This window comes from Peribacillus sp. N1 (genome assembly GCF_054600815.1).
The window spans coordinates 638,303-660,443 of record NZ_BAAHZO010000001.1 but is presented as its reverse complement, the minus strand read 5'-3'; the positions used below and the strand labels follow the sequence as shown (position 1 = coordinate 660,443).

Below are 22,141 nucleotides of genomic sequence, written 5' to 3'. Positions count from 1 at the left end.
TATTATATTTCAGTCAATTTTAAGTGAACAAAAATGAGCATAAATACTCGATAAATATTACAATTCATATTTGTGAAAGGATAACTTTTAGGACATCTTTACTTTGATAACTTAAATAACAATGTTTCCTTTGAAGAAAAATGTAATAGATGTACGAAGAGCCTTTCGGGCTTTCCATTTAGGTAGAGTTGTCTGTAATAAGTTAAGTGTATCAATGACCAAAAAATTTTCCTGTGGTTAACGAAAACAACTCAGAGTTTTGATTTATTTTTTGAGATAAATTCATTCATTTACTTCTTGCCTCATTTGCGAAAGATTCGATCGAAAAATGTTTTCTTTTTCTCAGGAGGCACAGGAAGATAGAAACGATTCTTATTTGTTACTTTAAGATAAGGCGTTAAGATGTCAGTCTTCTCCTCTACAGAAATTGCGGTATTAAGCTGTTCTTCAATTTTCGCAAAATGTTTCGCTGTCGAGCCTTTTGGCGTATAGACAAAACGGCCATCTGGGAAATTTTGTGATTCAACTGTTTCTTTTTCAGTATATGCATGTACAGATGGTCGTGCCCAAAAAACACTTTTCCGCACCACACGTGCAGGACTTCCTGCAGCTGCTACATTTGATGGGATGGATTTTGCCACTAGTGACTTTGCACCTAAAATTGAACCTGTACCTACTTCTACTCCTTTTAGAATCATGACGTCCTGTCCAATCCAAATGTGGTCACCTAAGTACACACTCTTTGTTGGATTTATCCGTTTTTGAGTTGTTACATCGTAGATCAAATGTGGATCTGCCAAACGAACGACTACACCACTTGAAAACATATTATCATCACCGATGAATAGATTCTTTTGCTCAGAGAGAATAAATCTCGCTAAACCATTAAATGAATAGTTGCGACCAAGGAAAAATGTATTATCATTCCAAACACTGACGCTCATTGTTGCATTGCGATTTGATTTCCCAATGATTATGAGCGAGTTGTTGCCATTAAAATTTAGCGTTGCATTTTTAAATTCAGCTCCGCGTTCAATGATTAACCGATTTCCTTTACCCCAAAATTTGATTTTACTATTCACAAACGAAATCTCATCTTCGGTATTTCCTATAAAGTGTATTTCATTATTTGTTTCCGGTTTATGCAAGATGTTAGAAATGCTTTCCATGCTGTCCATACCCACTTTCAAAGTGTTAAAAACGCTTTCATTATACATCATTTTTAGCTCACCACAAAGACCGCATAAGAAAATCTGAGGAACTGTGAAGTTGAAGCCTTCGGATTTCCGAAAAAGGGTAATTGAATTAAGGGTTGTAAATCACCATGAACAATTGCTGGTAGATAGTCGTGAAGTTACAGAAATGGTTGGGAAACGTCATGACTATTTAAATTGAGATATTAAAGGATACGTAAAGGTTTTTTTAGAGTTGTCCGTCAACAACTAACCTTTTTCGCTTCTGATAAGCTTTCACAGCTGCTTTCGTTTCCTCACCTTAAATCTATCATCAGCTCGATATTTAAATTATTGGAGTATTCACTTTTAATGAATGCTATTATTCATACAAAAAAAGCCCTCATTTTAAGGGCTTTTTTGCTAAGCTAATTGCATTTAAGCATTATATTCTATTACATTTCATATATTTTATCCAAATAATTTTGCAAAGGTATTTTCACCGGCGATCCCGTCTGCAGATAATCCATTAGCCCTTTGAAATGCCTTCACCGCTATTTCCGTTCCGATTCCAAAGATACCATCTATTCCATGTGGATTATGCCCTTCCAAATAAAGTGCAGCTTGAAGGATATAAGTGATATTCCCTTCCGCCCCTTCCCTAACATTAGGTGAAGCTGCTTTTGTTAGGGGCCCCCATATTCCATCAACATTAACCTTTGCACCATATTGTTTATTCAATTCGGTTTGAAAACCCTTGATCAGCGCTTTTTTAGTATTGGGACCATAATAACCATCAACATCTATTTTTGCATTATACCTGCTATTTAATGTCCTTTGAATCGACTTGATAGTTTGATTGCCGCTGTCCTTTGCTGGCGTATCTTTTACTATGACTTCGGATTCGACTTGTGTAGCTGGTGGAATGGTTCCATTCACTTTTGATACCAGTCTAGGCTTCACTCCGGCATTTAACTGCGAATAAGTCAGTCCGCCCGTCATATCCAAGTGCGGATAGTCTTTAAAGCTTGACCAATCCCCTCCCCATGAAAAGCCCAAGGATTTACCAATTGCCGCTACCCGTTTCCATTTTGTATCAACCGTCCATATTGCATTCTTTCCATCATCGCTGACGATGAAATAATCAATGGCTAGTCCAAAGTTATGGTAAGATTGACCTGGCTTCGCGTTGGTCACTCTCGGTTTCGATAAATCACTATAGTTTTTACCATCGTAGAAATATCCTAGGCGACCTTGACCATATAGCTTTGCTTGCTCATCCATAGATCGATAACCTGCGCTGATTTGCACGAAAATTCCTTCTTGGTATGCCCGTTTAACCATTTCCAATGCTGATTCTTTTACGACTGGATGAATTCCGCTGCCCATATTCTTTTCTGAACGATCCAATAAAGTTTCTAATTTAACTGTCAATTTTATCACCTCCTAATATGTTATGGTGCCAATTAGGAAATGCTTGTACACCTACCTTGACGTTACAAAAATAACGCCCTTTTATGAGGACCTAGTATAGGTTCATGGTTCTTAAATAAAAAAAGCACAACCCTAAATGGGGCTGTGCTTTTAATCTATTATAAAGGCATATTTTGATCTTCTTTATCTTTACCGATTACCCTTATCAACTCATCCAGCTTTTCATTTCTTTCTTGGTCTAATCTTGTCTTTGCATTGATGAATTTAATTATCTTAATTATGAAATAAACACTTAATACAATAAGTCCCAAATAGAACAAAATCGGTATGATTGCAAAAAGCCCTATTAAACTACTGGCTTGATCCATAAATAATTCCTCCCAAATGTAAAATATAGTATTATTATACAGGAAAAATAAAGAAGGCGTCCGATATTGATTTATTATTTAAATAATTATTTTGCGAAAAAAAACTGAAGATAGCCACATTTTAATGATCTCCAAATAGGCATCAGAAATTTCTTAAAGATGGGGTGAATCCATATTGAAGGATTTGAATCAGAAAAAGGGAGAAGTTTAAATTACCATTATAAAAACCCCCATCTTATCTATTCAAATATAGACATAAATTAGGGTTATATATTTTTTGTAGCGTTTCTATCACGATTATAAAATAGATAAATTGAATTAAAGAACTTCATATGATCAGTACATACTTCTCTAACCCCCACTTATCTTTGCTCTCTACATAATGTTTTCTAAAAAGAAGTTACACTCTAGAACAGTGGAATGAATCACATCATGGCCATATATTTCGTTCTAATTAAAAAAATCCCTTGTGGATTCCCTATACATAACCCTTTTATAATTAGGCTTTGCAAAGGCTAATTATAAAGGAACGTTGTCGGCCTTTTCCGGGTATAAGAAGTTCGTGTATACGTAAATTTAAGAGTTTCCTAAAGTATTGGAACTCCACGAAGTGTATCAATCTCCCCCCGATTCCAAGTCATTTTAAGCAAGTAAATTTATCTTACTGCCTTTGTAAATCAGTAGATTAATGTTTATTTCATGCTTATTAATAGATCTTATATGATGGTTTGAGGAGATAATGGGTTCCCTCATACTCACTGACCAGCAAATGTGAGTCTATGAAAACCGATCATTACTTACAATGGTACAAGGATGACAGAACTTTTAAGGTAAATAGATGCTTAGACAATTCAGTTCAAGTAAATCCTGGTGAAGTTAAAGATAAGTTCCTCCGATTTAGTACTAAAGTGTAATTCTTTAATTCGAATAAGGTTAGTGTTAACATATAGTAAGTATATCTTCTAATGAAGGAGCTAATTATGAATCCCAATATTTTATTGCGTAATAATGTAAAGTTTAAAGGAAGTGGTACACGACCAATGATATTTGCTCCAGGTTTTGGTTGTGATCAAAATGTCTGGCAATCAGTTGCAAAAGACTTTGAAGATGAATACCAAATTATCCTATTTGACTATGTTGGGTCAGGTAATTCAGATATACAGGCATATAACGTGGAAAGATACAGTACTCTTGAAGGGTATGCACAAGACGTACTTGATGTTTGTTCCGCATTAGACCTAAAAGATGCTATATTTGTCGGACACTCTGTTGGATGTGTGATTGGCATGCTGGCGTCAATTAAACATCCTGAATATTTTTCTAAACTTGTTCTGGTTGGTCCTTCTCCTTGCTACCTGAATCTGCCTAATGATTATTACGGGGGATTCGAAAAAGAACAACTTTTAGGATTGATTGATATGATGGACAAAAATTATATAGGCTGGGCAACCGCCTTTGCTGGAACGGTAATGAATAATCCAGATCGGCCAGAGCTTAAACGGGATCTAGAGAATCGTTTTTGCTCTACTGATCCTATTATCGCTCGACAATTTGCGGAGGTTACCTTTTTTGCAGACAACCGTAAAGACTTACCAAAAGTAAAAGTACCATCACTCATTTTGCAATGTTCAGAAGATGTTATTGCTCCGTCAGCAGTAGGAGAATATATTCATAAGCATCTTCCTGATAGTACATTGAAAGTGATGAAAGCAACAGGACACTGTCCACATATGAGTCATCCTGAAGAGACGATATTCTTAATTAGACAGTTTTTGGATGAATTTCCGACAAACGATTTATAGATAGAGATGGGTGTGAATTTTTGTGAATGAACAACTGAATGAGGCACCCTGCGGATATTTAACTTTATCAGAAGAAGATGATATTATATCCGTTAATCAAACCTTACTTAAATTATTGGGGTATAATCTCGATCAATTGCAAGGGCAGCATATTAATTTTATCCTTTCGGCTTCTGCTATACTCTTTCATCAGCTTTATCTGGTTCCTCTGATCAAGTTAGAAAATCACATTGAGGAAATATACATATCCTTAAAGTCTGAAGACGATGAAGAAATACCTGTGTTACTAAACGCTGTTCAAAGAGAGCGTGATGGAAGAACTATTATTGAGTGTGTGGTGATTCCAATGCGAAAAAGAAACGAATTAGAAAATGAGCTTCTTATAGCGAAAAAAGAGGCAGTGACAGCTCTAAATTCTATGAATAAGGCTTATTCTGATTTAGAGAATGCTCATGAAACGATGAAAGTTCAAAAGGATAAACTTAGTGAATTAAACGAAAAAAACGAAAAATACAAAGTAGATACAGAAAGAGAAATGGATCTTGCTAAAAAAATCCAAGAGACACTATTAACTGTTCCTATTAGTAATGAACATCTTGAAATTCAAGCGTATTATAAAGGTTCCAATCAATTATCAGGTGATCTATATGGATTTTATCAAATTGACGCCCAACGGTATGGACTTATCCTACTTGATGTGATGGGGCACGGTCTTTCTTCAGCTCTCATAACCATGTCACTTCATTCCATATTTCAGAGATTAATTTTAAAAGGTTCTGAAGTGAAAACTGTGATGAAGGAATTAGATGATCACCTTCATTCTTTATTCAAAAACACAAGTGAAACTTGGCATTACTGCACAGCCGTCTACCTTCTAATCGATACTGATAAGAGAGAAATTAATTATATCAATGCAGGCCATCCTTCCGTTCTTTTACAGGATATAAACGGAAAACAATATCAGTTGCGTTCTAATCGGCCTCCACTCGGGATGTTTGAAGAAATTATTTTTAAAACAAATACCCTTACATACAATAAGGACAGTAAGTTGTGCCTTTATACAGATGGAGTAGAAGAACCTCTAGGTTCAGACCGTTTATGCTCATTGTTAAAGACCTATTCGGCTGCCCCTTTATCTACACTTAAGGAGGAAATTATACAATCGCTTAGAAATGAAGAGGACACTGACCAACGTAAAGATGACCAAAGTCTTATTTTGGTTAAACTAAAATAAGACTTTCGGGTTGTGCTATCCGTTACATAAACTGCTGTTCAATTTCTTGGGACTTCAGGTAGTAGATACTAATTTAGTTGGTTCGAAAACCGAGAGTCTTAATGGACCAGTTTTGTAATTGTCATAAAATAAAACAAATGAGGAGCTATTTATTTTGGGTAGCTTCTATTTTTTATGCAAAATAACTATCAAAAACCAATCCAAAAATCATCCAGCTACCAGCACACTTTCAATTTGATCTAACCAGCTTTTCATTAATTTTGTAGATCCATTCGTTTCTTCACTCGCTTCTCATTTAAACATGCGGCTCACTCGTTTGGCAGAAGAAAGGGAAATCCCACTGGAAAGATTATTGGATAAATCCGTCGAACTGTTACTTGAATATATGGAAGACAATGAATTGATCAATGACCATGTTAAATTAAACAATGTTGAAGCGATTAATAAAAATAATGAAATCATTCAGCAAAGCAGGCAGATCCTTAAGAAAGACTAGCTTAAAAACACTCAGCCAACATGGTTGAGTGTTTTTTTCATCTTTATATATTTCAGCGCAATTCCACTAATATATACCACGCATGTCCAAATAAAAAAGGCAGCCACTAGGCCTGCCTCTGTTGAACAACTTATGTCCAGGCATTCATTTAGTGATTAATAAAAACGGCGCCTGTTTTTTTTGCATTTGCACTTACATTTACAACGCTTTCCAGGAAACCATACTGTACTTGGGTCATTGTTCTCAAAACATTTTTCTTCATAACAACAATTTATCTCCATCCTAACACCCTCCTTACTATTGTATATGCATGGACTGATGGAAGGTGTGGACAAGTTGCTAAAAGTTTAGACTGAATGCAAATCAATTCATTTTCCATGATTCTGGACAATTTCCAATGTATGTGGAAGCAAACTGAAATCTCCCCAAGTTTTATGGCCAGGAATAACAATCTTCGCATCATTATAAACATACATTAAATTCTTCATCGCATTTGGCAAAGCTTCCATGTTAGCTTCATCAATGATTCCAGAATTCTTTTGTTCAAGCGCGAATATCATATCACCAAATAATAAGGCCATTCGCACCGACCTTATTACCTTGGATTTCCGTATGTTGTATGAACCCATACATCCTTTTTTATTTGAGTTAATATTATTGATCCATCTTCACTCGTTAATACCGTTTTTTTTGATTTGGTCACATGAGCTGAAGCCGGTGTCGAAATGTTTAGTAATAAAAGACAAAAACTTGCTAACACGATTATTAAAAATCCTTTTTTTAACTTTCATATAATTCTTCTTTTCTATACTATATTTATAGAATTATATACACTTCCAAATTTTAGTTTAAATATATATGACCTCTCAACGATTAGACCATAATATAGTTATGTAAACAATTACTTATCAAATTGAATATTATAGATTAATCAAAATTTAACGGAAGACTTCAACATCAAGTATTTAACGACGCAGGCAGAAAATGATGATTGCGAACACCGCAATTTTGTAGTTCACAGAGTTTAGCCATCTGGCGAAAGTTATTGACAATGATTATCATTACCATTAATATATTGATGTAGTCACTGAAAATGAATATCATTATTAATTAGACATTTTTTGGTATGTTTTTAACCTACTCTATAATTAATAAGGAGCAAAATCAGAATGAAAAAGCTATTCATCCCCTTCCTACTCTTGTTCGTACTTATTCTTAGTGCTTGCGGGAACAAAGAGACAGCGAACGATAATAATGCATCCAAGACTAAAAAAGAAACAGTTACATATCAATCAGAAACTGGCCCTATTGAGATTCCTAAAAAACCAAAAAGAATAATTGCTCTCTCTAATGGACCTAATGTATTGGCTTTAGAAGGTAATGTCGTTGGGATAGACCAATGGACTAATATGAATCCCCTTTTTAAAGAAAGACTAAAGGGAGTGGAAGTCGTATCAGAAGATAACCTCGAGAAAATCATTGAACTGGAACCGGATCTAATCATAGCGGGATCCGAAATGAAAAATATTGGAAAGCTAAATGAAATTGCCCCAACTGTAGTATTCACTTGGGGAAAATTAGATTATTTATCACAGCAAATAGAAATCGGAAAACTCTTAAATAAAGAAAAGGAAGCAAAAGAATGGGTTAATGATTTCGAAACGCGTGCAGAATCCGCAGGAAAAGCGATACGTGCAAAAATTGGTGAAGATGCAACCGTTTCTGTGATTGAAAATGATGCTAAGGAGTTTTATGTATTTGGAAATAATTATGCCCGCGGAACTGAAATATTGTATCAAGCAATGGATTTGAAAATGCCTGAAAAAGTAAAAGAAAAGGCACTTAAATCCGGCATTTATGTACTCTCATCTGAAGTGCTTCCTGAGTATACTGGAGATTATATTATCTTTAGTAAAAACCCAGATGTGGTTAACTCATTTGTGGAGACCGAAACGTGGAAAAATATACCTGCTGTTAAAAACGATCGTATATTTGAAATAAATAGTAAAGCATCCACCTACAGTGATCCAATCACTTTAGAGCATCTTCTGAAATTTTTCGAAAAATCATTTCTTGACAAATAATATGCAAAAAGGAATTCTTTAAATGAGAATTCCTTTTTTAATGTGTTTTAAACTTGTATCTTCGAAAAAACAAAAAGCACTTTTGCCTAAAAGGCAATCAAGTGCTAAATATAAATTCTAGCTAATCTTCATATCAACAATGTAAAGACCATTGCGTTAAGGTCATACTCTTAAGGTATTCTTCTAAAATGCTCTTATCATATTCAGATTCAGGTAAAATACCAAAACGAGTATATTCCCAATTAACCCTTCTTTCGTGATCATCTGCATCCGATAGATCATCATAATCATAGTCAACCTTAAATTTCCCTGTACTTTCTAAAGTAAAAGTTAAATTAGTCCATTGTTCTTGATTATTATTTTTAAATTCATCTGATAAATCTTTTAAAACCTTTATTAACCTCCGCCATGTATCTCTATACTCCCTTCTACTAATACTATGTAATTCAGGGATATCATGGCTATATATGAGTGTATCATTAATATTAGAGCGATAGAAAAAGAACGCAGTCCCTGTCCCCTCAGTAATTTCTCCATACAAAATTACTTTACTCCATTCTTCTGGAATCATCTCATTTACAGTTTGAGCTATATTCTGATAATAATCATTTAGTTTTGATTCATTCAATTTTTTATCCCCCTGCTCTATTTTCAAATGTTCTTAGTAGTTTTTAACAACAGCCCGTACCAAAAGTTATAATCTGTATACGTAGGAATAAAGAAGGTGATAACTGGTTTTACCAGTTATCACCTTCATAAACAAACGAAATTATTAATATGCTAAAAGTTCTATTGTAAATCTTGAAGTACGTAACACAGACAAATCCATAGGTTTATTACATGTTTAAAATAATTTTATAAATTCTTCTCTATTTATTAGGATTTTATTATCTGTACACAGATAATCATGAAGAACTGATTCCATTCTCTCAATTTCATCTACTTTGAGAAAACTGGTTTCAACTGCACTATTTAAAAAGATTGTGATACTATCTGCATGAATACCTTCCAGTGATTGTGGTAAATATTTTACTTTTTCTAAATTAAAAGCTTCCCAAGATGTATAAGCAACAGCATCAACTAGTAGTGACCATAGTCTAGCAATATTCATTTCTTCTTCTTCCTCAGCAAATTCTGAGATTCCTGTATAGTCTGCATTATCAATAAGCTCATACAGTTCATCCCCAGTTACAGCATGGGATTCTACCCATAACCAACATTTATCCAATGCTTCTCTCCCTTCTGGATATCTTTCATCGTCTTTACTGATAACAGAAAATACTCTTTCAGCAACAGTTAATACAAAGCCCACTTTTACTTCACTTTGTATATTATCAAATAATTTATTTTCCATAAGTTCCTCCTTATATTTATTCGATTTTCCCATCTTTTAAAACAAAAGAGAGCAAACCATTGGTTTTAACACTGTCATTAATCTCCAAAGTTACGACTATTGTTAGGTTGGGATATTTCTTGCTAGCTTGATAAAATATACCACTTTTTTCAATTGGATAGGGTTTCAGTAATCCTTTACTGCACTTATTACAAACACCTCTCGGATTAGATTGGTGAATTCTTAAAGTTCCTGTAATATCGCTTGGTTCGATTCCTGCTTTTTTGACGACAGAATCAAATTCATTTAAAACTCCTTCTTCAGCATGTCTTGTGAACTGTGCTAATTTAGGGTTTTTTAAATGATCATACGGGGCCCTAATATCCCTATTAGGTAAGATTTCTTCTAATGAAGGTAACCCTGCTTCTTTACTTACTTCTGGAGATCCTCCTTTAAAAGTTAAATCTTCAAGTCCTTTGATATCTGTTCTACCCACAGCTATTGTATTACTCTCAGGAACATTCCACTTTTTCCTTAATTCATCCAAATCAACTTTGCCAACCTCTATCCTATTTCCAGTACTACTAAGGTTCTTTGTTTCACCCGTACCCTTAGAAATACTCTCCCCTGAAGCAGCCTCTACTTTGCTATCCTTAACCGTAAATTTCTGATAGGCTTCCTTAATTGTCTGCTTTTCCATTACAACTTGGGGAAGGTTTGGTCCTCCTGCGAGGGAAACTTGTTCCACACTTATGCGTTTAGGAATTTCCTTTTTACCTAGTTCTTCACCTATATTTTTTAACGTGGTTTTTCCGGATCTCGCTATGTTTGTTATTGTTGCTTGAACCTTCTGAACCTGCTTTTGCGCAAATTCCTTGCTGTAAGGGACGAACTTTGTACCACTTTCTACTTAATCAGCGACCTTCCTGAGGTCAGTAAATCCATATTTTTATCTATAGAAATATTTTTTAGACCTAACGGCCTTTTATCTGAGTAACCCGATATAGCTTAAGATGATACATATTCATATCTAAGACCTTAACTTTTCCGTTAAAGTCATATAAAAGAAAAACAGGTTGCACCTTATTCGGTAATCTCTCATTTAGCTAATTAAACTGCACATCCAGCCATGTGAATGTCGTCTCGTCTAATTATCGTTCTTTCCTCACTATCCAAGTATTAAAACAAAACTTCATAGACAACCTTCATGAGCTGCGAACTTCAGTAAATCGTCATTCATGTCGTCCAAAATTTAAGTATCTCATAAAAAACAAAAACACCTGTTGCCTATAAGGATAAGGCATTCAAGTGCTTTATAGTTAACTTAATAAGTATTTCTTGACGAATATTATGCTTAATCCAACGATCTTGTTTAATTTCGTGAGTTTATAGCTTAATCCCGTGATAATACTTCATAATTTAAACTGTCAAATCTTCTATTTATCGTTCTTTTCACCCTTAACTTGCTTTAAATATTTATTATTACTTTATTCCAGTCTGGAAAGATATTTTTCTAAATACTTTTTTCCAGAATTGCTTTTAGGCATAATACCAAGATTCCTATACTTCCAAATAGTTTTTCTTTCAAGAGGGTCTATATTTGAAAGATCATCATAATTAAAATCAATCTTAAACTTTCCTATCTTATCTAAAACCATAGTAAAATTTGTCCAAGACTCTTGACCATTATCTTTAGACTTTCTCCAAAGTTCTTGAATAAAGTCTACTAATTGATGCCATTTTTCTGCGTATTCAAGCTCACTTATTGTAAATAGTTCAGTTAACTCATGGCTGTATATCGGTTTATCACTACCTTCAGGGTAATAATAAAAATAAGCTTCTGAGCTCCTTCAACTACCTCACCGTATAAATAAAACTTAGACCATTCTTCTGGAATAGTTTCTACAACGACTTCTGCTATATGTTGATATAATCTATCTAATTGTTCTTCATTCATCTATCTTTCCCCCCGGTACATTATCAAATCGTCTAATTTCCCATTCATCATCACCAATTTTATACTTAATATCAAAACTTACTGGACGTTGTGAGTCCCCCTTATAGTTTGGGGTTATCTTTACCTTCACTTCATCACCTTGTTTAAGTGCATCTGCCCATGTATTCTCAAGTTTCTTCCATTCACCTTTATTTAAATTCCCATTCATTGGAACAAGATTATCAAGATTACCTGAACCTTCGAAAATACTTGCAATTAAATGACCACCATCATCATCTGGCAATCTATTTTCTCTTCCTACAACCTTTTAGGCATAGTTATTTCTTTTGCCATCTCCTAACTTGAGAGTTCCATCAGCACTAGAAATACGACCTTGACCATCTGTTTAATAATTGTAACCTTCCTTACTTGTGTACTCAACATCTGGTTTTAATACTTTTTTACGACCATTCTTAGTATAATGTTCCCCGTATTTAACTTTAGTAACGGATTTATCGGTACCCTTAGAAACACTCTCCCCTGAAACAGCCTCTACTTTGCTATCCTTCACCGTGAATTTCTGATAGGCTTCCTTAATTGTCTGCTTTTCCATTACAACTTGGGGAAGGCTTGGTCCTCCTGCGAGGGAAACTTGTTCCATACTTATCCGTTTAGGTATTTCTTTTTTACCTAGTTCGTCACCTATATTTTTTAACGTGGTTTTTCCTGATCTCGCTATGTCTGTTATTGTAGCTTGAACCTTCTGAACCTGCTTTTGCGCAAATTCCTTGCTGTAAGGGATGAACTTTGTACCACTTGTATTTAATCACGATGTCTGAGGTCAGTAAATCCATATTCTTATCTATAAATATTCTTAGACCTAACGGCCTTTTATCTGAGAAGACCGATATAACTTAAAACGATACATATTCTATTTCTACAATGAAAAGACCTTAACTTTACCGTTAAGGTCATACAAAAAAACAAGCTTTTTTTATCCTCCATTATTCTTTCTTGAGGTATTCTTCTAAAATACTCTTATCATATTCAGTTTCAGGTAAAAGGCCCAAACGAGTATATTCCCAAATAACCCTTCTTTCGTGATCATCTGCATCTGATAAATCTTCATAATCATAGTCAACCTTAAATTTTCCTGTACTTTCTAAAGTAAAAGTTAAATTGGTCCATTGTTCTTGATTATTATCTTTAAATTCATCTGATAATTCTTTTAAAACCTTTATTAACCTCCGCCATGTATCTCTATACTCTATTCTACTAATACTATGTAATTCAGGGATATCGTGACTATATATGAGTTTATCATTAATATTAGACTGATAGAAAAAGAACGCAGTCCCTGTCCCCTCATTAACTTCTCCATACAAAATTACTTTACTCCATCCTTCTGGAATCATCTCATTTACAGTTTGAGCTATTTTCTGATAATATTCATTTAGTTTTGATTCATTCATTTTTTATCCCCCTGCTCTATTTTCAATTTTTCTTAACATTCTCAGGTTCACCTAATAAGTATTGTTAAGTAAAAAAAACTTCTCCCTTAGGAAGAAGGTCTATTTTATGTTGTTAGAACAACGGTAAACTACCCCTTTTTATATAATTATAGTTTTCAATATTATCGTTTAATGAGTAGTTTTCCAATAAGTATTTTTTTACATTATTTAGACTTTCAATATTAAAATAACCAGATTCAATTGCATTTTCACCTAATATTCTTAACGTTTCGTCATCAATCACTTCAACCACTTGAAATACTCAATTCATTTTTTCAATTTATACGCAACAATTTTCCCATCTGGATAATCACCATTCCAACCGCAAGGAAAAGCACCAAATTGATATATGTCAAATAATTCTTCAAAAAAGGAACTATTCTTTCCATTTATTGCTCTATTGATAGCACAATTAGTAAGATCAGCCACAACATCGTTATAAAATAAATTATATTCAAAAGGGCTTTCTCTTACATTCTTAGAGATTATTTCTAAGAATGCTTCCAATCCCTCCGGCTTTTCATCTTCTGGCATTGCATAATAACTACCCCAAACTTCACTCATTTCTAATTCCCTGATATCTTTCCAATTATATTCGTCTTCACCAAATATTTCATCATAAGCTAAGTGCTCTGCTGTTTTTATATCATTAATAAAAACAATTTTATCTGAAATATTATTAGAAAGTTTTCCTTGAAAGTTTTTCGAAAATTGTATCACTTCTTCAACAAAATTATTATATATACCATAATTCATTACTTATTATACCACCTTTCCCATAGGTCGACTGTTGCTCCCCCTCCTCTTTTCCATACAGGGGTTCCAATCTCCTTTTCCATTCTTTCAATTTTATACTGTTCCAACCCAATTTCTTTTATCCTCTTAAGCTCAATTTCAAGATAAGCATCTTTCATGTATAATGGTAATCCCTTTTCTTGAAGTGTTCTTAACTTTTGTTGCAATTCAAAAACTTGCATTTCTATTTTAGATATATCTTGACTAGCATCTATTTCGTCTAATTTTTTTCTTACAAAATTACTATAAACTGGGTGATATCCTTTATGTCTAGAAGTTGTACTCAGCATCAGGTACTCGAAGAAAAAATCCATTTGAGGCATCGTCCATATCCATTCCTATTTTTATTAATACAGGATGACTTCTAAATTCCTTTGGAATAATATGTTGTGCTTGATAGGGGCGTTCTTTTTGTAGTTTTAGGTAGACCCATTTCTTCAAACATATTTTCCCCTAATTTTGTAGAACTACCTCCTGTCACCTTTCCAGGACTACCAGGAATAAGCCTTTTAACTTTACCCGTACCCTTAGGAACACTCTCCCCTGAAACACCCTCTACTTTTTTATCCTTCACCGTGAATTTCTGATAGGCTTCCTTAATTGTCTGTTTTTCCATTACAATTTGGGGAAGGGTTGGTCCTCCTGCAAGGGAATGTTCCAAACTTATCCGTTTAGGCATTTCTTTTTTGCCTAGTTCTTCACCTATATTTTTTAACGTGTTTTTTCCTGATCTCGCTATGTCTGTTATTGTAGCTTGAACCTTCTGAACCTGCTTTTGTGCAAATTCCTTGCTGTAAGGGATGAACTTTGTACCACTTGCTAATTTTTTCCTATGCCACCTTACCTGAAGTAATTCTATATGATTTTAAGTCCTCACGGCCTATTATCTGAGGAACCGATAGATGATACATATTCTATTTCAACAATGAAAAGACCTTAACTTTTGCGTTAAGGTCATAAAAAGAACAAGCTTTACTTATCCTCCATTATTCTTTCTTGAGGTATTCTTCTAAAATACTCTTATCATATTCAGATTCGGGTAAAAGGCCTAAACGAGTATATTCCCAAATAACCCTTCTTTCGTGATCATCTGCATTGGATAAATCCTCATAATCATAGTCAACCTTAAATTTACCGGTACTTTCTAAAGTAAAAGTTAAATTGGTCCATTGTTCTTGATTATTATTTTTAAATTCATCTGATAATAATTTTAATTCATCTAATAATTGATACCATAATTTATCATATTCTTCTTCGTTTAAACTATATATTTCAGGTGTATCATGACTATAAATAGGCAATTCACTATTAGGATTATAATAAAAAAAGAAAGCCGTACCGGTACCGTCAGCAATTTCACCGTACATTAATACCTTTGACCATTCCTCTGGTATAGTTTCATTAATAGTTTGAGCTATTTGTTGATAAATACTATTAAGTTTAATTTCATTCATACTTACCCACCTCCTGATCTATTTTCAAATGTCCTTATCTCCAATATTCCTTACTGGTAGGGGAGGATTTTAGTTTCTTTGTTACTATATCTGTCTTATCCTTGGGTTGTTACTTGGGGATTAATATTTCTTTTCTACTTTCTCATATAACCAGTTTCTAGTATTTAGGATTCTTTTTTCATCAAATTAAAAGAGCTTATCGAAAAAAACGATAAGCCCCTGAGTTTTAGGCTTTTTGACTTAACCCCAAAAAAGACCCTGGATTCATTTACTTTTGATAGTCACTTGTAATCATCAACCATCTTTACAACTTCATTGACTCTCCCTTATTCGATTGGTCCCATGAATTGAGTAATTAGATAAATATGCTCAATAAGTTTCACCTTTTTCAAGTTTTCCACATTCTCAGGTCCACCTAATCCAAGGAGAGGGGTATAACCAAAGCATTCATCAAAATCTGGTTCTCCATATTTATCAACTGCTTCAGGATAAGGATTCCAATCTAAAATTTCTTTGTAAAATGATTCATCTTCTAAATCAGGAAAGAAATATTTAAAACCGGACGATATCCCTTTAATTTCACCCTTTCTAAAATTAAGTAAAATTAAATATTTATTATCTTCCCAAACAACAAGATCCCCCATTGATGTAGTAAACAATACTAGAGCATCCTCGTTTCTTACATATACATCCTTTAATAGTTCCTGATATTTTTCTGGGTTAACAATATTTAAATACCCGTTTAAAATACTACCAAAACCAAATTTATTCCACACTTCTAATACTTGTTCAGGTATGGAACCATTGAAATTATTAATAGTTTCTGCTTGTTCTTTTTCAAATAATTTAAAGTTATCAAAAATATTAGTTGACATTTTTATAATCACCACTATTTCATTGTATTAATTTCACATTTAAGTATATTGATTTTTTATCCACCTTGAACAGGCTGCTTTACATAATCCAGATCAAATTGCGGGTGGCAATCCACTTGACATTGGTGGAATGGGAGATAAAAAGGTTAATTCATCCCTTGGTTCGCAATGGAGATATAGAATTGATGTTATAGATGAACAAATAAAATCTATTGCAGCTTATCCATACCGTAGCCTGCTTTTCTGATTCTTTTCTAGATAAGCCTGTCTCCCTTAACTCATCAACTTTATCTAAATAAGCTTTTACTCTTGCAGCCTTTTGAACTGCATTCCCTTCTATAGCACTTCCTTCTTCTATATATCTTTCTCTATTTTTTTAATACTCATCAATAGTTAAATCATTCAACCCTTTTTCTTGGTCTTTTAACTGTCTAGCGAATTCTTCTGCATTGTGTTTTGGATTTTGCTTGAACATAACCTCTATTTCTGAGATTCTTTGGACATGTATAACATGCCTGTACCCATACCACCATCACTCTTCACCGCAAACTTCTGCACGATATCATTAATCGTCGTTTTATCAAATGTGACATGTTTATAGTTGTTTCCATACGCCGTAGCTAATTCTTCGACCCTAATCCGGAGAGGTACTTCCACCTTGCCGATTTCCCTGCTGAAGGCTTGAACCTTCTGAACCTGCTTTTGCGCAAATTCCTTACTCTAAGGGATGAACTTTGTACCACTCGCTACTTTATCGGCGACTTTGGCCGCACCTGCCACACCGCCAATCCCGAGTGCCATCAACAGGACGTTCTGGCGCTGTTCCTCGGTCAGCTGGATGCCGAACATGTCTTTGCCGGTGACTGCTTCACCGAGGCCGTTGGCTGCGAGGAGTCCGTATATCCCGTATTCGGTTTTCTGGAGGAGGCTAAAGTCCTTCAGTTATTTATAATAAAAGGACCCTAACATAAGTTGTTAAGGTCCTTTTATTTTCCACCCAAGGTTTTCTATGAAAAACATTCTATTTTGAATTCACAGCTTCTTTTATTTGTTCTACGACTTTATTAAGCCACTGTGTAGGAGTTAATCCAATTGCGGGAAAATAAATTTCAGCATTAGTTTGGATATAGTTTTCCTTTTCTTGTTTTGTTCTATTACTAGTTAAAAATTCGTCACAATACTTTATTGTAAAAAGCAAACATTCTTTATTAGCTTCGTTTATAAACTCATCTAATGCTTGTTCAGGCGAACTAATATCCTGGTGGAATGTTCCACCTAAAAAATCTTCTAACTCTTCTAAGTAATCATAACTTTCGTCCATTTAAATTCCTCGCTTCTTTATTTTTCTGGATATCCTGTTAGTATAAAATTGCCGTTTAAATCCTTTTTAAGTACAATTTTTGCGTTTGTAACATTCTCTACAACTTCGGAGTTTCTTGATACACTTCTACCAATTATCTCTCCATCACCCTTGTATCTTAATGGTAATGTAGGTCTACTATTAGGATCAGAAAGCCATTTTTGTATTTTCTCAATATTTTTGGGATTGTTTAAGACAGTATAAGCAACTTTCTCAGCTGTTGCCCTATCTATAAAAGTAGAAGAACCAGTAATTCTTGGATTACTTCTTATTCTTTCTAATAATTCTTCATCAGTTTTCCCAACATGTCTTTCAATCAAATGCCCACCTCTTGACTCATGTACAGCCAGTCCACCACCAGGTGCAAGAGAACTCTTATCTCTTGGTTTAACATTATCTATACCATTAGAAATGCTCTCCCCTGAAACTCCCTCCTTTTTGCTATCCTTCACCGTGAATTTCTGATAGGCTTCCTTAATTGTCTGCTTTTCCATCATAATTTGGGGGAGGATTGGTCCTCCTGCAAGGGAAACTTGTTCCACACTTATACGTTTAGGGATTTCTTTCTTACCTATTTCATTACCTATATTTTTTTACGTGGTTTTTCCTGATCTAGCTATGTCTGTTATTGTAGCTTGAACCTTCTGAACCTGCTTTTGCGCAAATTCCTTACTGTAAGGGATGAACTTTGTACCACTTTAGACCTGACGGCCTTTTATCTGAGGTACCCATAGGGCTTAAATAGGGTACCTGTTTTTAAAGTTGTTTTTATGTACGATAAATTTTTGTCAATCATTATTTATAACTAATAAGTGTTATCTCTACTCTCTTAGTACCAAACTATTTATTCGGCACTAGGTAGCTCCCAAAAAAAAGAAACCTTGAAAGGTGTTTAGCCAATCAAGGGGTTTCATTCTATATAATGTTTTACTTTAGATATTCAGCTTCCCATTTATCTTGTTTTTCTACTGGGCTAAGTTCTGAAATATCCTCATATCCATAATTAATTTTCATTTTTCCTGTGTTATCTAAAATGAAAGTTAGGTTTGTCCATAGTTCCTGTTCTTGCTCCTTAAATTCTTCACGCAATCTTGAAAAATAATTATACAAATCATCATCAAGCCCATCAAACTCTTCCTCATCAACATTAAATAAATCTGTTATATCCAGACTATATACTGGTTCCCCTCCAGTTTCAGGGTAATAATAGAAAAAAACTTTTTTATAACCTTCTCTAAATTCAGCGTATAAAAAGATTTGTTTCCAATCCTCTGGAATTATATTAATTAATGTATTCGCAATTTGTTGATATGTCTGCTCCATTATTTTGGTTTCCATCTACTTACCTCCTAAATAATTAGTTAATCTATCTGAATATTTTTTACCATCTATTACATAGTTGATTTTAAACTCACTTGGTCTAGCTGATTGTGCCTCATATATGGGTTTTACTTTAATGGTTACTTCTTTACCCTCTACTAAAGCCTTCTTCCATGTATTCTCTAGAGTCTTATATTCACTCCTATTTAAAGTAGCATTCATTGGTACTAAGTTATCTATTTCACCAGAACCTTTAAAGATACTTGCAATTAAATGTCCACCATCATCGTTTGATAGTCTATCGTCTCCTCCAACCTTTCTTTGGGCATAAGGATTTCGTTTTGCTTTACCCAATTCTAATTTAGCTTCAGCAATCGCAATACGTCCGTTATCATCAGTGGTATATTTATATCCTTCTTTTGTTGTATACTCTACATTGGGTTTTAAGGTCTTCTTACGATTTACTTTCGTGTATTGTTCACCATATCTAACGTTATCTATACCCTTAGGAACACTCTTCCCTGAAGCAGCCTCTACTTTGCTATCCTTCATCGCAAATTTCTGATAGGCTTCCTTAATTGTCTGCTTTTCCATCATAACTTGGCGAAGGGTTGGTCCTCCTGCGAGGGATACTTGTTCCATACTTATCCGTTTAGGGATTTCTTTTTTACCGATTGCTTCACCTATATTTTTTAACGTGGTTTTTCCTGATCTCGCTATGTCTGTTATTGTAGCTTGAACCTTTTGAACCTGCTTTTGCGCAAATTCCTTGCTGTAAGGGACGAACTTTGTTCCACTAGCTACTTTATCAGCTACTTTATCAGCTACTTTATCAGCTACTTTATCAGCGACTTTAGCAGCACCTGCCACACCGCCGATTCCGAGTGCCATCAACAGCCCGTTCTGGCGCTGTTCCTCGGTCAGTTGGTTGCCGAACATGTCTTTGCCTGTGGCCGCTTCGCCGAGGCCGTTGGCTGCGAGGAGTCCGTATATCCCGTATTCGGTTTTCTGGAGGAGGCTAAAGCCTTTTGTCGTTTTATAGGCATCGAGCGCGTGGTTCGCTGCGTTGAGTCCTTTGGCCGTTTTGTAGATGGCGCTGCCGCCTTTAATGGCCCGGCCGGCCCAGCCGACGACGGGGATGAATCCAGCGGCGGCCATGGCGCCTGCGGCGATTCGTTCGGCATCGGACAGCTTGCGCCCCGTTACTGGATCGACTCCGGTTGAGGCCCTGATAGAATCATAATATCCCGTGAATTCCCCTGTAAAGGTTTTTGTCGTATCCCAGGCTTTTTCATACCATGGCCGGTTTTCGAGTTCTTCCATTTCCTGTTCGATTTTCCGGGCTTCGGCTTGCTGCTTTTTGAAGGTTTGATAGTCTTTCACCTGACCGGCGACTTCATCCTTCACTTGATAGACGTCACTGCTCTTGAATGCTGATTGATCGAACGTCATCGGCGATACATTGCCGTCCTGGTTGGTGGCATCAAGCAAGGCACGGAAGAGGCCAACGGCCACGTTTTCCTGCCCGACGGACACATCATATTCCTCGACCAGTTGCCGGTCGACATTCTCGACCTTTGTCACGGTGTCATCCAGCCTATGCCCGGCCAGCGTGATTTTTTCATTAAAGTCCTTTTGATCGAATATATCAAGAGGCAGGATATCGTCAATGCTGTTCATGATCCTTTGGAGATCGTTCGCTTGTTCATCGACAAGCGACTTCGCTTGGTTGATGCCGTTAGAGACTTCACCATCTAAAAAGGGAACCTCGACCACCGTATTTCCGGAGAGGTCCGCCTCTTCCAGACTGGCCGGTATGCCTTCCAAAAAACTGATTTGGGTCGTGAATAGTTCCATCCAGGCATCCGCCACCTCGATTTGCGCTTCATAGAAGCTTTTGATGGCGGCAGCACCGGCTCCCTGAAACTCGTTATCCAGGCCGACGATGCCCTGAAATTCCTTTTTCAGGGCTGCGACTTCCTTCTTTAGTTCTTCATATTGCTTGGCTCGCGACTTGGTTGCGGCCGTCAATGTCTCGGCTTCATATATTTTCATTTCACAGGATACCCATGTGAAGACGTATGGGCGATGGCTTCATCCTGTTCTTTTAATAAGTCAATGTTGGCACGGGTATCTTCCACATTTTTCTGGACGATTTTGATATATTGCTCGAAGACCTTCTCCAGGTTCGTTTCGCGATCGATCCATTTCGAAGTGAATTCCAATTTATTGCTGCCCAGCTCGCCTGCCGGCAAATTTCCAAGCGTGACTGTACCAAGTGCCGTCTTCACCTGATCGACTTGCTTCGTTACGGCAGGATGATTCAGTTTGATTGTCGTCATTAAAACAACCGCCTTTTTAAATCCGATATTTTACTTTCCAGCTGCTCAAATGCCTCTTCGCCTTTGTTCAAAAGGAAGTCGGCTTCTTGGGCTATATTACCCGCTATGCTCAGAAGTGTATTCTCGGCATTCAGCTTTGTAATCATCGCCTCGATTTTCCATTGGTAATCATCATAATCGTCATGAATGATATTGAACATCACATTATAGGCATCATGACGGGCTTCCTGAAAGTGATCCGAACGGTTCCCTGTCCAGCTGCCACCAAGCTCAGGGTCTTTTATTTTCCTAATCTCGTTAAGACACATGCTTTGCTCTTTTATAATATCGTTTTTCGCATTTTCTAATCGATCAATTTTCACATTTAAATCAGCTTTTTTACTGGAGATAGCAGAGTGTATATTACTCAAAATGTCTGCATATACCATGAAACTCACCTCAGAAACAGTATAATCCTACACTAAATGTCATATTTTCCTATTTAATATTATAAGGATTATAGTCCGAGAGTTAAATAGGGAGAAATATGCTATTTTGTCAGTTAAAAGAGAAGATTGGCATAAAAAAGTTCCTACATACCATATTCTTTATACCCGGCATTTTACCAATTTTAAACAAGTTAGCA

At 35.4% G+C, this 22,141-nt stretch carries 27 protein-coding genes and 4 pseudogenes; 5 read left to right on the top strand and 26 right to left on the bottom strand.

Annotated elements, in window-relative coordinates; all coding sequences use genetic code 11:
• Positions 1–302: 302 nt before the first annotated feature.
• From ACYP5M_RS03125 to ACYP5M_RS03110, 4 genes and pseudogenes are all read right to left on the bottom strand, one after another.
• A complete protein-coding gene (locus ACYP5M_RS03125; RefSeq protein ID WP_427572529.1) occupies positions 303–1,220 on the bottom strand; it encodes an acyltransferase in 918 nt (305 codons plus the stop codon).
• Positions 1,221–1,422: 202 nt separating this feature from the next.
• Positions 1,423–1,488, bottom strand: a pseudogene (locus ACYP5M_RS03120) (peptidoglycan-binding domain-containing protein); the annotation flags it as partial.
• 155 nt (positions 1,489–1,643) lie between these two features.
• Positions 1,644–2,606 carry a peptidoglycan-binding protein gene (locus ACYP5M_RS03115; RefSeq protein WP_434169517.1) on the bottom strand — a complete coding sequence of 321 codons (963 nt, stop codon included), beginning with the start codon at positions 2,604–2,606 and terminating at the stop codon, positions 1,644–1,646.
• Between the two features lie 158 nt (positions 2,607–2,764).
• Entirely contained in the window at positions 2,765–2,974 is a 210-nt protein-coding gene (locus ACYP5M_RS03110) for a hypothetical protein (protein ID WP_101221994.1), read from the bottom strand.
• A gap of 980 nt (positions 2,975–3,954) precedes the next feature.
• Here ACYP5M_RS03110 and ACYP5M_RS03105 point away from each other — a divergent pair.
• The 3 genes from ACYP5M_RS03105 (at position 3,955) to ACYP5M_RS03095 (ending at position 6,506) form a co-directional block, all read left to right on the top strand.
• Positions 3,955–4,776, top strand: a complete 822-nt coding sequence (locus ACYP5M_RS03105; protein ID WP_101221993.1) for an alpha/beta fold hydrolase — start codon at positions 3,955–3,957, stop codon at positions 4,774–4,776.
• Positions 4,777–4,798: 22 nt separating this feature from the next.
• Complete coding sequence (locus tag ACYP5M_RS03100) at positions 4,799–6,010, top strand: SpoIIE family protein phosphatase (protein WP_459734618.1); 1,212 nt, start codon at positions 4,799–4,801, stop codon at positions 6,008–6,010.
• A gap of 316 nt (positions 6,011–6,326) precedes the next feature.
• Positions 6,327–6,506 (top strand): hypothetical protein, encoded by a 180-nt coding sequence (locus tag ACYP5M_RS03095; RefSeq protein ID WP_434169515.1) that lies wholly within the window; start codon positions 6,327–6,329, stop codon positions 6,504–6,506.
• 368 nt (positions 6,507–6,874) lie between these two features.
• Here ACYP5M_RS03095 and ACYP5M_RS03090 read toward each other — a convergent pair whose 3' ends face one another.
• The gene (locus ACYP5M_RS03090) at positions 6,875–7,087 is read right to left on the bottom strand and encodes an MBL fold metallo-hydrolase (protein ID WP_434169514.1); all 213 of its coding nucleotides are present in this window, start codon (positions 7,085–7,087) and stop codon (positions 6,875–6,877) included.
• Positions 7,088–7,675: 588 nt separating this feature from the next.
• On the opposite strand from ACYP5M_RS03090, the gene ACYP5M_RS03085 reads away from it, so the two are divergent.
• A complete protein-coding gene (locus ACYP5M_RS03085) occupies positions 7,676–8,590 on the top strand; it encodes an iron-hydroxamate ABC transporter substrate-binding protein (protein ID WP_459734617.1) in 915 nt (304 codons plus the stop codon).
• 133 nt (positions 8,591–8,723) lie between these two features.
• On the opposite strand, the gene ACYP5M_RS03080 is transcribed toward ACYP5M_RS03085, so the two are convergent.
• From ACYP5M_RS03080 to ACYP5M_RS03020, 13 genes and pseudogenes are all read right to left on the bottom strand, one after another.
• Complete coding sequence (locus tag ACYP5M_RS03080; protein WP_434169512.1) at positions 8,724–9,218, bottom strand: immunity protein YezG family protein; 495 nt, start codon at positions 9,216–9,218, stop codon at positions 8,724–8,726.
• 216 nt (positions 9,219–9,434) lie between these two features.
• The gene (locus ACYP5M_RS03075) at positions 9,435–9,944 is read right to left on the bottom strand and encodes an Imm6 family immunity protein (RefSeq protein WP_434169511.1); all 510 of its coding nucleotides are present in this window, start codon (positions 9,942–9,944) and stop codon (positions 9,435–9,437) included.
• A gap of 16 nt (positions 9,945–9,960) precedes the next feature.
• Positions 9,961–10,671 (bottom strand): hypothetical protein, encoded by a 711-nt coding sequence (locus ACYP5M_RS03070; protein WP_434169510.1) that lies wholly within the window; start codon positions 10,669–10,671, stop codon positions 9,961–9,963.
• 739 nt (positions 10,672–11,410) lie between these two features.
• Positions 11,411–11,880 (bottom strand): annotated as a pseudogene (locus ACYP5M_RS03065) (antitoxin YezG family protein).
• A pseudogene (locus ACYP5M_RS03060) lies at positions 11,873–12,166 on the bottom strand (DNA/RNA non-specific endonuclease); the annotation flags it as partial. The pseudogenes ACYP5M_RS03060 and ACYP5M_RS03065, both read right to left, overlap by 8 nt.
• A gap of 99 nt (positions 12,167–12,265) precedes the next feature.
• The gene (locus tag ACYP5M_RS03055) at positions 12,266–12,520 is read right to left on the bottom strand and encodes a hypothetical protein (protein WP_434169509.1); all 255 of its coding nucleotides are present in this window, start codon (positions 12,518–12,520) and stop codon (positions 12,266–12,268) included.
• A 343-nt stretch (positions 12,521–12,863) separates the two neighbouring features.
• A complete protein-coding gene (locus ACYP5M_RS03050) occupies positions 12,864–13,331 on the bottom strand; it encodes an immunity protein YezG family protein (RefSeq protein ID WP_434169508.1) in 468 nt (155 codons plus the stop codon).
• 306 nt (positions 13,332–13,637) lie between these two features.
• On the bottom strand, positions 13,638–14,126 hold the full coding sequence (locus ACYP5M_RS03045; RefSeq protein ID WP_434169506.1) for a hypothetical protein: 489 nt from the start codon (positions 14,124–14,126) through the stop codon (positions 13,638–13,640).
• Complete coding sequence (locus ACYP5M_RS03040; RefSeq protein WP_434169505.1) at positions 14,126–14,488, bottom strand: AHH domain-containing protein; 363 nt, start codon at positions 14,486–14,488, stop codon at positions 14,126–14,128. The genes ACYP5M_RS03045 and ACYP5M_RS03040 overlap by 1 nt, the downstream gene beginning before the upstream one ends.
• On the bottom strand, positions 14,436–14,606 hold the full coding sequence (locus ACYP5M_RS03035) for an AHH domain-containing protein (RefSeq protein WP_434169504.1): 171 nt from the start codon (positions 14,604–14,606) through the stop codon (positions 14,436–14,438). The genes ACYP5M_RS03040 and ACYP5M_RS03035 overlap by 53 nt, the downstream gene beginning before the upstream one ends.
• Positions 14,530–14,844, bottom strand: coding sequence for a hypothetical protein (locus tag ACYP5M_RS03030; RefSeq protein ID WP_459734909.1), 315 nt, complete (start codon positions 14,842–14,844; stop codon positions 14,530–14,532). The genes ACYP5M_RS03035 and ACYP5M_RS03030 overlap by 77 nt, the downstream gene beginning before the upstream one ends.
• Positions 14,845–15,151: 307 nt before the next feature.
• On the bottom strand, positions 15,152–15,619 hold the full coding sequence (locus tag ACYP5M_RS03025) for an antitoxin YezG family protein (RefSeq protein ID WP_434169503.1): 468 nt from the start codon (positions 15,617–15,619) through the stop codon (positions 15,152–15,154).
• A 326-nt stretch (positions 15,620–15,945) separates the two neighbouring features.
• The gene (locus ACYP5M_RS03020) at positions 15,946–16,494 is read right to left on the bottom strand and encodes a T6SS immunity protein Tdi1 domain-containing protein (protein ID WP_459734616.1); all 549 of its coding nucleotides are present in this window, start codon (positions 16,492–16,494) and stop codon (positions 15,946–15,948) included.
• 70 nt (positions 16,495–16,564) lie between these two features.
• On the opposite strand from ACYP5M_RS03020, the pseudogene ACYP5M_RS03015 reads away from it, so the two are divergent.
• A pseudogene (locus tag ACYP5M_RS03015) lies at positions 16,565–16,741 on the top strand (polymorphic toxin type 15 domain-containing protein); the annotation flags it as partial.
• A gap of 129 nt (positions 16,742–16,870) precedes the next feature.
• Here ACYP5M_RS03015 and ACYP5M_RS03010 read toward each other — a convergent pair.
• From ACYP5M_RS03010 to ACYP5M_RS02975, 8 genes are all read right to left on the bottom strand, one after another.
• Entirely contained in the window at positions 16,871–16,969 is a 99-nt protein-coding gene (locus ACYP5M_RS03010; RefSeq protein WP_459734615.1) for a polymorphic toxin type 15 domain-containing protein, read from the bottom strand.
• Positions 16,970–16,974: 5 nt separating this feature from the next.
• A complete protein-coding gene (locus ACYP5M_RS03005; protein WP_459734614.1) occupies positions 16,975–17,151 on the bottom strand; it encodes a hypothetical protein in 177 nt (58 codons plus the stop codon).
• A 364-nt stretch (positions 17,152–17,515) separates the two neighbouring features.
• Positions 17,516–17,815 carry a contact-dependent growth inhibition system immunity protein gene (locus tag ACYP5M_RS03000; protein WP_283902513.1) on the bottom strand — a complete coding sequence of 100 codons (300 nt, stop codon included), beginning with the start codon at positions 17,813–17,815 and terminating at the stop codon, positions 17,516–17,518.
• A gap of 17 nt (positions 17,816–17,832) precedes the next feature.
• Positions 17,833–18,396: an RNase A-like domain-containing protein gene (locus ACYP5M_RS02995; RefSeq protein WP_459734613.1), complete on the bottom strand. Its 564-nt coding sequence runs from the start codon at positions 18,394–18,396 to the stop codon at positions 17,833–17,835.
• Between the two features lie 385 nt (positions 18,397–18,781).
• The gene (locus ACYP5M_RS02990) at positions 18,782–19,192 is read right to left on the bottom strand and encodes an immunity protein YezG family protein (protein ID WP_101221985.1); all 411 of its coding nucleotides are present in this window, start codon (positions 19,190–19,192) and stop codon (positions 18,782–18,784) included.
• Positions 19,193–21,229 (bottom strand): T7SS effector LXG polymorphic toxin, encoded by a 2,037-nt coding sequence (locus ACYP5M_RS02985; RefSeq protein WP_459734612.1) that lies wholly within the window; start codon positions 21,227–21,229, stop codon positions 19,193–19,195.
• A complete protein-coding gene (locus ACYP5M_RS02980; protein WP_260357571.1) occupies positions 21,226–21,516 on the bottom strand; it encodes a YwqI/YxiC family protein in 291 nt (96 codons plus the stop codon). Before ACYP5M_RS02980 ends, ACYP5M_RS02985 begins: the two co-directional genes overlap by 4 nt.
• Positions 21,516–21,944, bottom strand: coding sequence for a YwqH-like family protein (locus ACYP5M_RS02975; protein ID WP_459734611.1), 429 nt, complete (start codon positions 21,942–21,944; stop codon positions 21,516–21,518). Before ACYP5M_RS02975 ends, ACYP5M_RS02980 begins: the two co-directional genes overlap by 1 nt.
• Between the last annotated feature and the right edge of the window lie 197 nt (positions 21,945–22,141).

What these genes read in the sequence shown, in the direction of transcription:
- ACYP5M_RS03010 (WP_459734615.1), bottom strand. Translation starts at nt 16,969, where the DNA reads ATGTTCAAGCAAAATCCAAAACACAATGCAGAAGAATTCGCTAGACAG.
- ACYP5M_RS03075 (WP_434169511.1), bottom strand. Translation starts at nt 9,944, where the DNA reads ATGGAAAATAAATTATTTGATAATATACAAAGTGAAGTAAAAGTGGGC.
- ACYP5M_RS03025 (WP_434169503.1), bottom strand. Translation starts at nt 15,619, where the DNA reads ATGAATGAAATTAAACTTAATAGTATTTATCAACAAATAGCTCAAACT.
- ACYP5M_RS02980 (WP_260357571.1), bottom strand. Translation starts at nt 21,516, where the DNA reads ATGACGACAATCAAACTGAATCATCCTGCCGTAACGAAGCAAGTCGAT.
- ACYP5M_RS03105 (WP_101221993.1), top strand. Translation starts at nt 3,955, where the DNA reads ATGAATCCCAATATTTTATTGCGTAATAATGTAAAGTTTAAAGGAAGT.
- ACYP5M_RS03000 (WP_283902513.1), bottom strand. Translation starts at nt 17,815, where the DNA reads ATGGACGAAAGTTATGATTACTTAGAAGAGTTAGAAGATTTTTTAGGT.
- ACYP5M_RS03040 (WP_434169505.1), bottom strand. Translation starts at nt 14,488, where the DNA reads ATGCCTCAAATGGATTTTTTCTTCGAGTACCTGATGCTGAGTACAACT.
- ACYP5M_RS02990 (WP_101221985.1), bottom strand. Translation starts at nt 19,192, where the DNA reads ATGGAAACCAAAATAATGGAGCAGACATATCAACAAATTGCGAATACA.
- ACYP5M_RS03085 (WP_459734617.1), top strand. Translation starts at nt 7,676, where the DNA reads ATGAAAAAGCTATTCATCCCCTTCCTACTCTTGTTCGTACTTATTCTT.
- ACYP5M_RS03110 (WP_101221994.1), bottom strand. Translation starts at nt 2,974, where the DNA reads ATGGATCAAGCCAGTAGTTTAATAGGGCTTTTTGCAATCATACCGATT.
- ACYP5M_RS02975 (WP_459734611.1), bottom strand. Translation starts at nt 21,944, where the DNA reads ATGGTATATGCAGACATTTTGAGTAATATACACTCTGCTATCTCCAGT.
- ACYP5M_RS03050 (WP_434169508.1), bottom strand. Translation starts at nt 13,331, where the DNA reads ATGAATGAATCAAAACTAAATGAATATTATCAGAAAATAGCTCAAACT.
- ACYP5M_RS03045 (WP_434169506.1), bottom strand. Translation starts at nt 14,126, where the DNA reads ATGAATTATGGTATATATAATAATTTTGTTGAAGAAGTGATACAATTT.
- ACYP5M_RS03125 (WP_427572529.1), bottom strand. Translation starts at nt 1,220, where the DNA reads ATGATGTATAATGAAAGCGTTTTTAACACTTTGAAAGTGGGTATGGAC.
- ACYP5M_RS03030 (WP_459734909.1), bottom strand. Translation starts at nt 14,844, where the DNA reads ATGCCTAAACGGATAAGTTTGGAACATTCCCTTGCAGGAGGACCAACC.
- ACYP5M_RS02985 (WP_459734612.1), bottom strand. Translation starts at nt 21,229, where the DNA reads ATGAAAATATATGAAGCCGAGACATTGACGGCCGCAACCAAGTCGCGA.
- ACYP5M_RS03090 (WP_434169514.1), bottom strand. Translation starts at nt 7,087, where the DNA reads ATGGCCTTATTATTTGGTGATATGATATTCGCGCTTGAACAAAAGAAT.
- ACYP5M_RS03055 (WP_434169509.1), bottom strand. Translation starts at nt 12,520, where the DNA reads ATGGAACAAGTTTCCCTCGCAGGAGGACCAAGCCTTCCCCAAGTTGTA.
- ACYP5M_RS03020 (WP_459734616.1), bottom strand. Translation starts at nt 16,494, where the DNA reads ATGTCAACTAATATTTTTGATAACTTTAAATTATTTGAAAAAGAACAA.